This window comes from Streptomyces sp. NBC_01341 (assembly GCF_035946055.1).
In the GTDB taxonomy this organism is placed as follows: domain Bacteria; phylum Actinomycetota; class Actinomycetes; order Streptomycetales; family Streptomycetaceae; genus Streptomyces.
This window is the reverse complement of the sequence record NZ_CP108364.1, coordinates 5,337,770-5,352,158: the sequence shown is the minus strand read 5'-3', so window position 1 is coordinate 5,352,158 and position 14,389 is coordinate 5,337,770. Positions and strand designations below refer to the sequence as shown.

11 protein-coding genes and 1 pseudogene are annotated in these 14,389 nt (G+C 68.6%); 5 read left to right on the top strand and 7 right to left on the bottom strand.

The genetic code is table 11. The features are described 5' to 3' along the window. Positions 1-59: 59 nt before the first annotated feature. On the bottom strand, positions 60-1,766 hold the full coding sequence (locus tag OG206_RS23515) for a carbohydrate-binding module family 20 domain-containing protein (protein WP_327119244.1): 1,707 nt from the start codon (positions 1,764-1,766) through the stop codon (positions 60-62). Positions 1,767-3,108: 1,342 nt separating this feature from the next. Here OG206_RS23515 and OG206_RS23510 point away from each other — a divergent pair. Continuing rightward, positions 3,109-4,161 (top strand): hypothetical protein, encoded by a 1,053-nt coding sequence (locus OG206_RS23510; RefSeq protein WP_327119243.1) that lies wholly within the window; start codon positions 3,109-3,111, stop codon positions 4,159-4,161. Positions 4,162-4,499: 338 nt separating this feature from the next. Here the strand turns inward: OG206_RS23510 and OG206_RS23505 are convergent, their stop codons facing one another. Then, a complete protein-coding gene (locus OG206_RS23505) occupies positions 4,500-4,892 on the bottom strand; it encodes an ATP-binding protein (protein WP_442805960.1) in 393 nt (130 codons plus the stop codon). On the opposite strand from OG206_RS23505, the pseudogene OG206_RS23500 reads away from it, so the two are divergent. Next, positions 4,788-5,645 (top strand): annotated as a pseudogene (locus OG206_RS23500) (helix-turn-helix domain-containing protein); the annotation flags it as partial. The gene OG206_RS23505 and the pseudogene OG206_RS23500 overlap by 105 nt on opposite strands. Before the next feature lie 6 nt (positions 5,646-5,651). After that, positions 5,652-5,861, top strand: a complete 210-nt coding sequence (locus OG206_RS23495) for a DUF397 domain-containing protein (protein ID WP_327122377.1) — start codon at positions 5,652-5,654, stop codon at positions 5,859-5,861. Positions 5,862-5,914: 53 nt separating this feature from the next. On the opposite strand, the gene OG206_RS23490 is transcribed toward OG206_RS23495, so the two are convergent. The 5 genes from OG206_RS23490 to OG206_RS23470 all read right to left on the bottom strand — a co-directional run bounded on the left by OG206_RS23490 (position 5,915) and on the right by OG206_RS23470 (position 11,923). Further along, positions 5,915-6,973, bottom strand: coding sequence for a LacI family DNA-binding transcriptional regulator (locus OG206_RS23490; protein ID WP_327119242.1), 1,059 nt, complete (start codon positions 6,971-6,973; stop codon positions 5,915-5,917). After that, entirely contained in the window at positions 6,958-8,640 is a 1,683-nt protein-coding gene (locus OG206_RS23485) for a glycoside hydrolase family 13 protein (protein WP_327119240.1), read from the bottom strand. Before OG206_RS23485 ends, OG206_RS23490 begins: the two co-directional genes overlap by 16 nt. A gap of 98 nt (positions 8,641-8,738) precedes the next feature. Further along, a complete protein-coding gene (locus OG206_RS23480) occupies positions 8,739-9,617 on the bottom strand; it encodes a sugar ABC transporter permease (RefSeq protein WP_327119238.1) in 879 nt (292 codons plus the stop codon). After that, entirely contained in the window at positions 9,614-10,630 is a 1,017-nt protein-coding gene (locus OG206_RS23475; protein WP_327119236.1) for a carbohydrate ABC transporter permease, read from the bottom strand. Before OG206_RS23475 ends, OG206_RS23480 begins: the two co-directional genes overlap by 4 nt. Positions 10,631-10,651: 21 nt before the next feature. After that, complete coding sequence (locus OG206_RS23470) at positions 10,652-11,923, bottom strand: extracellular solute-binding protein (protein WP_327119234.1); 1,272 nt, start codon at positions 11,921-11,923, stop codon at positions 10,652-10,654. 358 nt (positions 11,924-12,281) lie between these two features. Here OG206_RS23470 and OG206_RS23465 point away from each other — a divergent pair, with 358 nt between their 5' ends. Beyond that, entirely contained in the window at positions 12,282-13,325 is a 1,044-nt protein-coding gene (locus tag OG206_RS23465; protein WP_327119232.1) for a LacI family DNA-binding transcriptional regulator, read from the top strand. Positions 13,326-13,416: 91 nt separating this feature from the next. Continuing rightward, on the top strand, positions 13,417-14,355 hold the full coding sequence (locus OG206_RS23460) for a phosphatase PAP2 family protein (protein ID WP_442805886.1): 939 nt from the start codon (positions 13,417-13,419) through the stop codon (positions 14,353-14,355). The last annotated feature ends 34 nt before the right edge of the window (positions 14,356-14,389 follow it).

The following is a 14,389-nucleotide window of genomic DNA, read 5'->3' as shown; positions in this document are numbered from 1 at the left end:
GTGTGGCGGAGCGGGCCGGGGACGCTCACCCTCGCGTCCCCGGCCCGCGGTCGATTGCGTCAGCTGCGCCAGACGTCGGCGGTCAGCGTGACCTTGCCGGAGGACGGCACGGTGGCGGTGCGGTTGGCACCGCTCTCCCAGGTGACGTTGCCGCTCGCGTCCTTGCGGAGGTACTTGTAGGCGAACGAGGTCCCGGCGGGCAGGGCCACGTCGAGCTTCCACACGGGGTACGTCGCCGGGTCGAGCTTCAGCGCGCTGCCGGGCGCCCAGTTGCCGAGGGCCGCCTGGTCGCCGGTGACGTAGATGTTCTGGCCGGGCTGGGTGGTGGCGTTGACGCCGAAGGAGGCGCCGGACTGGCCGTTGCCCGGGTCGGGGGCCGTGCCGCCGGTGCAGGTGCGGGCGCCGGCATGCAGGGCCACGGCCGTGCCGGAGCCCAGGGTGGCGGTGAACTGCCCGGAACCGTTGACGGTGACGCCCTTGCCGGACTGGACGTCGCAGTAGTCACCGGCGGGCAGCGAGGTCTGGAAGGTCCGGGTCAGCGAGGAGCCCTCGTAGTTGATCGCGACGTAGGCCTTGGAGCCTCGGCCGAACGCGATCTGGTCGCCGCCGTTGTCCCACCAGTTCGAGACGGCCTGACCGCGGGCGGCGTTGCGGAAGCCGACCATGGAGGAGATCTCGCGCCAGGCGTGCTGGCACTTCCAGCCGTCGCTGTAACAGGCGTTGACCTGGCCGCCGTTGGGCGGGCCGGCGTCCTTGTCGGACCACTCGTAGCCGGAATGGACGTCCGGGGAGCCGTAGGGGTGGGCCAGCATGAAGACGCTCGCCAGGGTGTACTTGGCGCCGTCCTTGTAGTTCAGCGTGTCACCGCCGCGCTCGGTGTCGTGGTTGTCGACGAAGACCGCGGACTTCCCGGACTCCATGAAGCCCCAGCCCTCGCCGAAGTTCCTGAGGTTCGCGAGGTTCTCGTTGTTGAAGACCTGCTTGAGGCCGCGGGCGTAGCGGAACTCCTGGACGTCACCGCTGCCGAGGTACTCCGACGGCGACACGGCTTCGCCGGCGCCGTAGATCGCCTCGTGTTTCCAGTACACGCCGGTGTTGCTCAGACGCGACTTGATGTTCGCGAGGTCGGCGGCCGGCATGTGCTTGGCGGCGTCGATGCGGAAGCCGTCGACACCGAGGGACAGCAGGTCGTTGAGGTAGCCGGCGATCCTGCCGCGTACGTAGTCCTCGCCGGTGTCCAGATCCGCCAGGCCGACCAGTTCGCAGTTCTGGACGTTGGCCCGGTCGCCGTAGTTGCTTATCTGCGCCTGGCAGTCGTTCATGTCGTTGACGGAGTAGGTGCCCGGGTAGTCGTACTTGCTGTACGAGGACCCTCCGGTGCCGGTGCCCGAACCGGCGGACATGTGGTTGATGACCGAGTCCGCGATGACCTTGACACCCGCGGCGTGACAGGTGGAGACCATGTTCGCGAAGGCGGCGCGGTCACCGAGCCGGCCGGCGATCCTGTAGCTGACGGGCTGGTACGAGGTCCACCACTGGCCGCCCTGGATGTGCTCCTGGGGCGGCGAGACCTGGACGAAGCCGTAGCCGGCGGGCCCGAGGCTGTCCGTGCAGGCCTTGGCCACGGAGGCGAACTTCCACTCGAACATCACCGCGGTGACGTCCTTCCCGCCGGGCGGCGCGGCCTGGGCGGTTCCGGCGGGGATGGCGAGGACGGCGGCGCCCGTGGCGAGGGCGAGCGCGGCAGACAGGGATCTGCGTGCCATGACTTTCCTCCTGCGGTGGGGGAAGTGCGGGGATGGCGGAGCAGCCTCACGTGGCAACGCGCCGTGCCGTCCAAGGCTTTGAAGGTTCTTGCAGCAAGACTGCAACACCTTCGGTGCGGCAGACCGTACGAGCCTGACCAGTCCCGGTCAACCCCCTGGACACAACCCGCTAACGTCCCGCTCACATCCGCGAAATCCCGGAGATTTCTTCCTGCAAGGACTTACGCAAGATATTGCGAGGCTGTTACGTTGCACCCGACTCCGGTCCGGCCGGCCGGGGGTCCGGTCCACCGAACCCCACGCGCCCGGCCGGCCGGGCCGGTCACACCGCGGAGAGGCCCCGGCGCCGCTTCCCCGCCGGCCCACCCCCGGGCCGACGCCCGGGTCTCTCCCGGTGCGGCGGATGCGTCGACCGTTCGCGCGACACCCCCGGCGAGCGGATGACACCACCCGGGACGGGTGTCACCCAAAACCGCACACAAGGTGCGGCAGGAGCGAACGGCCTACGGCCACCGAACACTCGAGACCCCGCAGCCCTCGGCATCCGGCATCCGGCACAACACTGCACCGTAAGACGGATGACGATCATCATCCAGCCTGATATTCTATTTACCTCGCAAGCACTCCGCAGCGGAGGGGCCAGCCGACCATGCCCCCCTATTGATCAACTGATCCCGCTCCACGTCCCGCTTGTCGAGGACCGACGGGGTTGATCGTGGCGCGCCGGTCGTCGGAGCGCTCGCGGACCGCTGGGGTGCCGACGTGGGGCCTGTCCCGCGCGAGGCGGTCCGGGGCCGCACTCGATCCGGTGCCGTGGCTGCCCCCACCGGGTCGCGGGGGCCACGACCCGGTGGGCCGCGACGCGGTGGCCCGCGACGCTAAATGCATCCGGCGACGGTGCCACTCCTGCTGAGGGGCATGGAGCGGATCCCCCGCCCTCTCCGTACGTGACGAGACCTCCACCCGAGAACCCGGGTTCCCGGGGGGCTGCCCAGGAGGACGATCCGTAATTCTGCCGCTGCATGGTCACCAGGCTGCTCTCCGTGTTGCGGTAGACCATGATGACCTGGCCCCGTGAGGGGTCATAGGCCATGGCCGGCGCGTCGACGGACGAGGCCCCTGGAATCTGCGAGGGGGCCCCCGACACCTCGGATGGCATGACCAGGGACTGGATGATGATCATCATCCGAGCTGATATTCTATTTACCTCGCAAGCACTTCACGGCGGAGGGGCCAGCCAACCATCCCCCCTATCGATCAACTGATCCCGCTCCACGTCCCGCTTTCCAAGGATGCACCGGAGTTCATGTGATCAGCCACCGTGAGAACGAATAAGGAAAACATGCTCGCACAATTCAAACGATTCCGAATGGCGATCGTTGCGTTGATCGCTGCCGGCGCTGTCGTCTTCGGAATCGCGGTCCCTGCCAACGCCGCACTCCCGGATGAGGACCTCGGCTGGCTGCCGGTGCAGTACGACGCCGGCCAGATATACTCCCAGAGCACAGAGGGAGAGGCCAGGGATTCGCACGGCAACGTCGTTCACGCATGGCGTTCCCACACCGACAATTCCCTCTGGATCTCGGTGAACCGCTCGAACGCGCGCCAGGTACCGGCGCTGGTCGACGGCACCTTCGCACAGACGCGCGCGGCACCGTCCGTCATCTGGACCGACAACGGAAGCGGTGGAAACTTCCGCATCTTCCACACCGGCGTCGACGGGAATATCTACCAGACGCGCGTCCAGCTCAGGTCCGACGGATACCTGCCCACGGTGATCCCTCGTGCTGCTCAGGTACCCAGCACAGTCGTGACGTCGCCCTACACCGGCCCGTCGGCAACCGCATTGCCGAACAACTCCTTCATGCTCGCCTGGGTCGGTGCATCCGGCCCGTTCGCCTGGACGACGTACTTCAACGGCGGCAACAACCGCTGGAGCGCACCCTCGGACATCCCGGGTGCCCGGACCGTGGACACCCCCGCCATCGCGGCTCAGATCAGCAGCTGGAACCAGATCGTCGCCGTCTGGCGCGACATTCCGTCGGGGCAGCTCTACCTGTCCCGACAGACGTACGGGAGCGGTTACTGGACCACCCCCTACGCCCTGGGCGGAAACGTGCCGCGCGCGACGGACTACTCCCCCTCCATCGCACTCACCGATAACGGCTGGGGGTTGGTGACCATGGTCAATTCCTACGATGACACCATCACCAGCATTGCGATCACTCGGGAGGGAGCCGTCAGCTCGTGGTACGACGAGGTCACTCGCAGTCCCGCGTGCCACACCGTCTTGGTCGTCGCGGTTCACGCCCTTCTTTACTATGTTCGCACCCAGGCGAACGGGGCCGTCGACTACAAGCGCGCAGCGGATTTCAGCAGTGTCAATCACGGGTGAGACCGGCTGACTGAGCCCTTTCCAACCGCCCGTCAGGTCGGAAAGGGCATCTGCTGGCTGATGACCTCTCAGGATGGCTACATCTACTGGAAGGTCGCGGGACGCTTCTGATTCCTGCGACCAGCCTCCGCCTTTCGGGTGCTAGGGCATCCGGATCGCGAGCGTCAAAGTGAAAGTGCCTTCCCGAGCGGGACGACAGGCTTACCTCAGAGCCTCCGGATCGCGGAGGAAGGCACTTTTTCGTCACCCCTGATCGATTCCCGCTCCCTCATCGAGTACAGCGGGGTGTGAAGCGGCCCGCCTGCCCTCCTCTGCGGTCAGCCGGTCGATCAGGATTCTCAGTTCCGCACCATGTCGAGTTCAGCCCAGACCGTCGTGCGCGGAACGGGCCCCATGTCGATGCCCCAGCGGTCCGCGAGCGCTTCGACGATCAGCAGACCGCGTCCCGATTCGGCGTCGTCCACCGGCACGTCGACGGCTCCGGGCAGGGGCGGACGCTGTTCACCCCGGGTGTCGGTCACCTCGATACGCAGATGCGCGCCGTCGTGGACCGCCAGGCGCAGGAGGAAGTCCCGGCCGGGTACGCGGCCGTGCTCGACGGCGTTGGCGGCCAGTTCGGCGACGATGTGCGCGGCCGGGTCGGTGGGCAGCCCCCAGCGGACGAGCCCGGCTGGGAAGTCGACCCCGATGACGAGTCGGACGCGGCGCTGGTCGCCTCCGTGGGCCGCCAGATCAAGGCATGGCGGGAGTCGGCGGGCATGCGGGCCGGCGACTTCGGGGCCGCGATCGGATATGGCGAGGACCTGGTCTACAAGGTCGAGGGGGGCCGCCGCATCCCCCGGCCGGAGTTCCTGGACCGGGCGGACGCGGTGCTGGGGGCGGGCGGCAAGCTCGCGATGCCGAAGCGGGAGATGGCGGAGGTCCGCTACCCGAAGAAGGTTCGGGACCTGGCGAAGCTGGAGGCCAGGGCGGTGGAGGTGGAGGCGTACCACCACCACAACGTCAATGGCTTGTTGCAGACCGAGGAACACATGCGGGTCCTCTTCGCCTCATGGCTGCCGGCCTACACACAGGACGAGATATACCGGGTAGTGGCTGCCCGGTTGGCCCGGCGGTCCATCTTCGAACGGTCGCCCGTTCCGACGCTGAGCTTTGTCCAAGAAGAGGTGACGCTCCGCCGTCCGGTCGGAGGCAGAATGGTTCTGCGCCATCAACTCGAACGTCTGCTGGAGTTGGGACACCTGCGGAACGTAGCCATCCAGGTCATGCCGACCCATAGGGAAGAGCATCCTGGGACAGGCGGGTTGATCGAAGTGCTGAAGTTTCCCGACGGCAGCGCCGTGGGGCGTTCGGAGGGAGCGTTCAGTGGCCGTCCGGTCTCCGACCCGAAGCAGCTAAGAATCCTCGGATTGCGCTATGGCATGATCCGGGCGCAGGCTCTTACGCCACGTGAGTCGTTGGCCTTCATTGAGCAAACTGCTGGGAGAGAGATGATCCACAAGCCCTCCGCACGGGGAGCCATGGAGCTGCACCGGCTGAAGAGTAGCTACAGCAGCAGTGGCGACGGCAACGACTGCGTCGAGGTGGCGACCGCCCCCGGAACCGTGCACGTGCGTGACTCCAAGGACATCCGAGGCCCCCGTCTCGGCTTCGCGCCCGTCGCCTGGGAAGCCTTCCTGACCTACGCCTCCGGGAGCTGAGGGCGGGCCGGGTCCCCCCCCTCCGGACCCGGCCCGCCTCTCCCGCGCCCGCCTCAGGCGCTCCGCGCCGCCGCTGTGGACCCCCGCACCACGAGCTCCGGCTGGAACACGTACTCCGTGCGCTGTACGGGGCTTCCGCCGATCTCCTCCAGCAGCGCGCCCACGGCCGCCGCCGCCATCGCCTGCACCGGCTGGCGCACCGTGGTCAGCGGCGGGTCGGTGAAGGCGATGAGCTGGGAGTCGTCGAAGCCGACGACGGAGACGTCACGCGGGACGTCGAGCCCTCTCCCCCGGGCCGCCCGGACCACGCCGAGCGCCATCAGGTCGCTGCCGCACACGATGCCCGTGCAGCCGCGGTCGAGCAGCGCGCCGGCCGCGACCTGTCCCCCCTCGACACTGAACAGCGTCGAGCAGACCAGGAGTTCGGCCTCCTCCCGGTCCATTCCCAGCACCGCGACGGCGGCGGCGACGAAGCCGTCGCGCTTGCGCCGGGAGGGCACGTAGCGCTGCGGCCCGATGGCGAGGCCGATCCGCCGGTGGCCGAGTTCGGCGAGGTGCCCGACGGCCATCCGTACGGCGGCCTGGTCGTCGGGCGAGACGAACGGGGCGCTGATGTGGTCGTTGTAGCCGTTGATCAGGACGAAGGGCACCCCCCGGTCGCTGAGCGCGGCGTACCTCGCCGGGTCGGCCGAGGTGTCGGCGTGGAGTCCGGACAGGAAGACGATCCCGCCGACGCCCCGCTCGACGAGCTGTTCGACCAGCTCGTCCTCGGTCGCGCCGCCGGGGAGCTGGGTGCAGAGCACGGGCGTGTAGCCGTGTCCGGCGAGCACCTGCTCCACGGACTGCGCGAACGCCGGGAAGATCGGGTTGGTGAGTTCGGGCGTGACCAGCCCGATCAGCCCGGCGCTGCGCTGCCGCAGCCGGACCGGGCGTTCGTAGCCCAGGATGTCGAGCGCCGCGAGCACCCGCTGACGCGTGGTGTCCGCGACGCCCGGTTTCCCGTTCAGGACGCGGCTGACGGTGGCCTCGCTGACGGCCGCCTGTCCGGCGATGTCGGAGAGCCGAAGTGCCGGTCCGGTCCTGGGTGCGGGGACGGTCACACCGTCCACCACACCGTGGTGTCGGCGGGCAGGTCGACCGTGTCGCCGTCCACGGTCACGCGGTCGCTGGCGAGCAGCAGGACGCCGGGCGCGCTGATCCGCACGGGCGCCCCGGTGGTGTTGACGGTGCAGACGAAGCCGGCGCGGCCCAGGGCGAGCACGCCCTCGGGGGCGTCCAGCCACTCGACGTCCGTACCGGCGCCGAGTCCGGGGTGCTCGCGGCGGGCGGCGATCGCGGCGCGGTACAGCTCCAGCGTGGAGCCCTCCTTGCCGCTCTGCGCCTCGACGGACAGTTCGCCCCAGCTGTCGGGCTGCGGGAGCCAGCTGCCGCCGCTGCCGAAGCCGTAGGAGCTGCCCCCGCGGGTCCACGGGATCGGCACCCGGCAGCCGTCGCGGAAGCCGTCCTGGCCCTCGGCCCGGAAGAACGACGGGTCCTGACGCACCTCGTCGGGCAGGTCGGTGACGTCGGGGAGGCCGAGCTCCTCTCCCTGGTAGACGTAGGCGGAGCCGGGCAGGGCGAGCATGAGCAGGGTGGCGGCGCGCGCCCTGCGCAGCCCGAGCTCACGGTCGCCGGGGGTACGGATCTGGGTGCCGAGGCCCGCCGGGTTGGCGAAGCGGGTGGTGTGCCGGGTGACGTCGTGGTTGGACAGCACCCAGGTGGCGGGTGCGCCCACCGGGCGCATCGCGTCGAGCGAGGTGTCGATGACGGCGCGCAGCTCAGCGGCGTCCCAGGCGGTGGCCAGGTACTGGAAGTTGAAGGCCTGGTGCATCTCGTCGGGACGCACGTAGTTGGCGGTGCGCTGGACGGTGGGCGTCCACGCCTCGGCGACCGCGATCCGCTCACCGGGGTACTCGTCGAGGATGGTGCGCCAGCTGCGGTAGATCGCGTGCACACCGTCCTGGTCGAAGAAGGGCAGGCCATCGTCGGCGCTGCCCAGCAGCTTCAGCTGGTCGTGCGACCCGAGGTCGGGCAGCCCCTCGGCCTTGACCAGGCCGTGGGCGACGTCGACGCGGAAGCCGTCGACACCCATGTCGAGCCAGAAGCGCAGGATCGACCGGAACTCGTCGGCGACGGCGGGGTGTTCCCAGTTGAAGTCGGGCTGCTCGGGCGCGAAGAGGTGCAGGTACCACTCGCCGGGCGTGCCGTCCGGGTCGGTGGTACGCGTCCACGCGGGTCCGCCGAAGATGGACTCCCAGTCGTTGGGCGGGAGTTCGCCGCCTGCGCCCTTACCGGTGCGGAAGTGGTAGCGCTCGCGCAGCGCGGAGCCGGGGCCCTCGGCGAGGGCGCGCTTGAACCACTCGTGCTGGTCGGAGGAGTGGTTGGGCACCAGGTCGACGATGATGCGCAGCCCCAGGCCGTGGGCTTCGCGGATCAGCGCGTCGGCGTCGTGCAGCGTGCCGAACATCGGGTCGATCGCCCGGTAGTCGGCGACGTCGTAGCCGGCGTCGGCCTGCGGCGAGGCGTAGAAGGGGCTGAGCCAGACGGCGTCGACGCCGAGGTCCCTGAGGTACGGGAGCCGGGCGGTGACACCCGCGAGGTCGCCCATGCCGTCGCCGTCGCCGTCGGCGAAGCTCCGCGGGTAGACCTGGTAGATCACCGCGTCCTGCCACCAGCCGGTGCGGTGGCCCGGGGCGTCGTCGGACGTGCCGGTGGAGGGGGCAGCGAGGTGCTGGGTCATGTCGTCCCTGGGGTGTCTGGGTGGGGGGCGGCGCCGGGACCGGGTCGGGGATCCGGCGCCGCCGTGACGTGGCGTGCGGTGCGTGCGGACTGGGCGCTTCAGCCCTTGACGGCTCCGGCGGACATGCCGGTGACGAGGTGCTTCTGCGCGAAGAGGAAGACCAGTGCGGCCGGGATGGCGATGAGCACGGACGCCGCGGTCATCGGGCCCCACTGGGCGCCGTACTGGTTGACGAACTTCTGCAGTCCGCCGGCGAGTGTGAGGTTCTCGTCGCCGACCATGAAGGCGGAGGCGTACGCCACCTCTCCCCAGGCGGTGATGAAGGAGTAGAAGGCGGTGACGGCGAGGCCGGGCTTGGCGAGCGGCAGGATGAGCCGCCAGAACGTGCCGAAGGGGGTGAGCCCGTCGACCTGCCCCGACTCGTCGATCTCGTGCGGGATCGTGTCGAAGAAGCCCTTCATCATCCAGGCGCAGAAGGGCACCGAGATGGTGAGGTAGGTGATGACGAGGCCGGCCGGCTGGTTGAGCAGGCCGATGGTCGACATGATGTTGTAGATCGGCACGATCAGGACGGCGACCGGGAACATCTGGGTGATCAGCAGCGTCCACATGAGCCCGCGCTTGCCGGGGAAGCGGAAGCGGCTGACGGCGTAGCCGGTGGTGGCGGAGACGAAGACACCGATGACGGTGGAGAGTCCCGCGACGACCACCGAGTTACCGAACCAGCTCAGGAACTCGGTGTCCTTGATCAGGTTCGTGTAGTTCTCGAACGTGGTCTCCCTGAAGAAGTCCGTCGTCGTCGCGAACCTGGCCGGCTTCAGCGAGGTCAGCAGGACCCACAGCACCGGGAAGACCGCGATCACCGACGCGATGATCAGGGTGAGGTGCAGGGCGACGGAGGCGGCAGGCGAGCGGTCGCCGCGGCGGCGGACCTTGCGGGCGCCGTGCCGGCTCGGGGTTGCCGTGACGGTGGTCACCAGTTGTCTCCCTGCGTGCGGAGCACTCGCCGGTACACCATGGCGAAGAGCATCAGGAGTACGAGGATCAGCACGCCCCAGGTGGAGGACTGCGCGAAGTCGCGCGGGCTGATCTCGAACGAGAACTTGTACGCCTGCGTCACCAGGATCTGGGTGGCCTCACCGGGTCCGCCGCGGGTCAGCAGGAAGATCACCGGGAACATGTTGAAGGTCCAGATGGTGGAGAGCAGGATCACCGTCGTGGACACCGGGCGCAGCCCGGGCAGCGTGATGTGCCGGAAGCGCTGCCAGGCGGTGGCTCCGTCCATCTCCGCGGCCTCGTAGTGCTCGGAGGGGATCGACTGCAGCCCGCCGAGGAGGGCGACCATCATGAACGGCACACCCAGCCAGACGTTGACGGCGATGACAGAGAGCTTGGCCCACGTGGGGTCGTTCAGCCACGGTATGCCGTCGATCCCGGCGCCGCCGAGGATCTTGTTGAGCAGCCCGCGGTCCTCGTTGTAGAGGAAGCGCCAGGCGAACACCGAGACGAAGCCGGGGATGGCCCAGGGCAGGATCAGGGCCATGCGGTAGGCGGAGCGTCCGGCGATCCGGCGGTTGAGGATGTTGGCGAGGCCCATGCCCAGGCAGAACGTGATGCCCACGCAGGAGACCGTCCACACCAGTGTCCAGCCGAGCGTGCCGAGGAACTGGGTACCCGTCAGCGCGTCGACGTAGTTGTCGACGCCCACGAACTCGTAGGTGGCGGGCAGTTCGTTCACACCGATGGACCGGGCGACGTTGCGCTCGTTCGCGTCGGTCAGCGACAGGTAGATGCCGCGGACCAGCGGGTATCCGATGATCACGCCGATCACGATCACGACCGGGGCGACCATGGTCCAGGCGTACCAGTGGACCGACATGGCCCGCCGGAGCTTGCTCGGTGGAGCGGATTCACCAGTACCGCGGCTCCGGCCGCGGGCGACGTCGTCGCCCGCGGCCTTCGCCACCGACTGGCTGGTGTGGACAGCCATCAGCCGGCCTGCCTTCCTGAGTTACTTCCAGCCCTTGAGGAGCTTGCGGTAGGAGTCGCCGGTCGTCGAGGCGGCCTTCTCCGGCGTGGTCTGGCCGGTGAGGACCTTGGTGTACTCGGTGACGAGCGGCGCGAAGAGGCTGCCGGTCTCCGGGATCCAGGGGCGCTCGACGGCGGTCTCGACGACGGGCTTGAAGAACTGCACGATCTCGCTGTTCACGGCCTGCTGCTTGGCGTACACGGAGGTGCGGGTCGGGAGCAGGTTCAGCTCACCGGCGGTCTGCGCCTGGGACTCCACCGAGGTCATGTACTCGACGAAGGCGTAGGAGGCGTCCAGGTTCTTGGAGCCCGCGTACACGGCGAGGTTGTGGCCGCCCTGCGGGGCGCCCTGTCCGGCCGAGCCGGCCGGCACCGGGGAGATGCCGAGGTTCGCCTTGTCGGTGAACTCCTTGCCGGTCAGGGTGTCGGCGACGGCCCAGGGGCCGTTGATCATCATCGCGACCTTGCCCTCCTTGAACGACGACTGCATGTTCTCCCAGCCGTCGGTGGCGTCGGTCTTCGCGGCGCCGGAGTCGACGAGGTCCTTGACGGTCTTGAAGGCCTTGACGCCCTCGGGCTTGTCCACCGTGACGGACTTGGAGGAGGCGTCCACCAGGTCGCCGCCCTCGCCGTAGAGGAAGGAGAGGAACCAGTACGCGTCGTCGCCGCGGAGGTAGAGGCCGGTCTTGCCGGTCTTGTCCTTGATCGTCTTGGAGACGGTCTCGAGGTCGGCGATGTTCTTGGGGACCTCGACACCGGCGTCCGCGAAGATCTTCTTGTTGTAGAAGATGCCCATGGAGTCGATGACCTGCGGGACCGCGTAGGTCTTGTCCTTGTACTCGGTGGACGCGGCGGCCTGCTCCAGGAAGTCGTCCTGGTCCTTCAGCGCGGCGGTGCCGTCCAGCGGGGCGAGGTACCCGAGGTCGGCGAACTCGGGGGTCCAGGCGACCTCGGAGCGGATGACGTCCGGGGCGCCGGCACCGGCCTGGGCGGCGTTCTTGAACTTGTTCTGCGCCTCACCGAAGGGGACGTTGACGTACTTGACGTCGACCTTCGGGTGCTTCTTCTCGAAACCCTCGGCGAGCTTCTTGAAGACCTTGTCCTCGCTGCCGACGGTCGAGGTGTCCCACCACGTCACCGTGCCGGAGAGCTCGCCCGAGCTCTTGCTGCCGCCGGACTCGTCGTCGCTGCCGCAGGCGGTCGCCGCGAGCGCCAGGGCCGCGACCAGGGCGGTGGCCGTTATGCCACGTCGCATCTGAACTCCTTCAACTGCCGTACCGCTCCGTCGCGGCGCCGGGTCGACGTGAACGTAACAAGGATGAAAGACGACCGAAAGACCTTGCGGAAGATTTCTGCAAGCACCGGCGATCGTTACATTGGCGTGTCCGCAAGGTTGCCGTCAAGCCTCTTGACGGAACCGCCCGACCCCTGTCCATGCCTGGCCAGAACCCTGTGGCGCCCGGTAGGAAGATCGGATCGCGCAGAGGGATCGTCGCCCGCAAGCTCTTGCAAGATATTGCTGCCGCGCGTCCCGAAGGCGCGGCCGACCGGGTCGGACTGCCCGAATCCTGCGCATGGTGGGCAATCCGACACGCGCCCGGTACAGTCCCCTCATGACCGCACGGCTTGCCGATATCGCAACTCAGGCGGGGGTCAGCGAAGCGACGGTCAGCCGCGTACTGAACGGCAAGCCCGGTGTCGCTGCGGCCACCCGCGAATCCGTCCTCGCGGCGCTCGACGTACTCGGCTACGAACGTCCCGTGCGACTGCGCCGGCGCAGCGCGGGTCTGGTCGGCCTGATCACACCCGAGCTGGAGAACCCGATCTTCCCGGCGCTGGCCCAGGTGATCGGCCAGGCGCTGACCAGACAGGGCTACACACCGGTGCTGGCGACCCAGACCCCGGGCGGCTCCACCGAGGACGAGCTCACCGAGATGCTCGTCGACCGCGGGGTCTCGGGCATCATCTTCGTCTCGGGGCTGCACGCCGACACCTCGGCCGACATGCAGCGCTACGAGCAACTACGGGCCCAAGGTGTCCCGTTCGTGCTGGTCAACGGCTTCTCACCCAAGGTCCAGGCGCCGTTCATCTCCCCTGACGACCGGGCTGCGATGCGGCTCGCGGTGACGCACCTGGTGGCCCTGGGCCACCAGCGCATCGGCCTGGCGGTCGGACCCAAGCGCTTTGTGCCGGTGCTCCGCAAGATAGAGGGATTTCACGCCACGATGCAGGAGCAGCTGGACCTCACGGCCGGTGCCGTGGAGGAGTTGATCCAGCACTCCCTGTACACGCTGGAGGGCGGCCAGGCGGCCGCCTCGGCTCTGATGGAGCGCGGTTGCACCGCGGTGGTGTGCGCGAGCGACATGATGGCGCTGGGCGCGATCCGGGCGGCACGCAGACTGTCGATGGAGGTCCCGAGGGACCTCTCGGTGGTGGGCTACGACGACTCGCCCCTCATAGCCTTCACCGATCCGCCGCTGACCACGATCCGTCAGCCGGTGACGGCGATGGGTCAGGCCGCCGTGCGCACGCTGCTGGAGGAGATCGGCGGCACACCCGCACCGCACAGCGAGTTCGTGTTCATGCCCGAGCTGGTCGTCCGCGGTTCGACGGCCTCCGGGCCGGGCCCGTCCGCGGCAGCCCGCCCCCGTCCGTGAGGAACAGAACGTGCGACCGGAAGCCGACCGTAGGATCATCGGGCGGAGGGGGACGTATCTGGCAGACTCTGCGCCTATGGGTGAATCGCACGTGACCACACAAGAAGACCGCACGGCGGCCACCCCGTCACCCGTCGCGGACGGAGGGACGGAGTCCGGTTCCACGCGCACGGTCAGGTCACGCCTACGCACCCGTTTCTCCCTCGCGGCCCTCCGGGCCCCGCGCCGTCCGCGTCTCTGGTTCGAGATCCTGCTGATCGCGGTCAGTTACTGGCTGTACTCGCTGGTGCGCAACGCCGTGCCCGAGCAGAAGGACGCGGCCCTGCGGAACGCCGACTGGATCTGGTCCGTCGAGCACAGCATGGGGCTCGCCTTCGAGGAGTCGGTCAACCACGCCGTCAATTCGGTGACATGGCTGATCGTGTCGATGAACTACTACTACGCGACGCTGCACTTCGTCGTGACGATCGGCGTGCTCATCTGGCTGTTCCGCCGCCATCCCGGCCGTTACGCGGCCACCCGCCTCGTCCTGTTCGCGACCACGGCGGTGGCGCTCCTCGGCTACTACCTCTACCCGCTGGCCCCTCCCCGGCTGATGAGCGGCGGGGGGTTCTTCGACACCGTGGTGCTGCATCAGACCTGGGGTTCGATGGCCTCGGGCAACTTCAAGCACATGTCGAACCAGTACGCGGCGATGCCGTCGATGCACATCGGCTGGTCGTTGTGGTGCGGTCTGACCATCTTCGCCCTGGCGTCCGCGCCGTGGGCGCGCATCCTGGGCCTGCTCTACCCCATGGCCACGCTGGTCGTGATCGTGGCGACCGCCAACCACTTCTGGCTGGACGCGGTGGGCGGCATGGTGTGCCTGAGCTTCGGCCTCGCCGTCTCGTACGCCTGGTACGGAACGCTGCCGCACCGCCTTCCGAAACAGGTCGCCGCCCGCGCCGGACGGCTGCGCGCGGTGCGCCGGAATCCCGGACCGCGCGTGCGTCCGCGCGCGACCGCGTCGAGCGCCGCCGAGAAGGCCTGACCCGTTTCCTGCCCCTTTCGGGCACTGAGTGCGT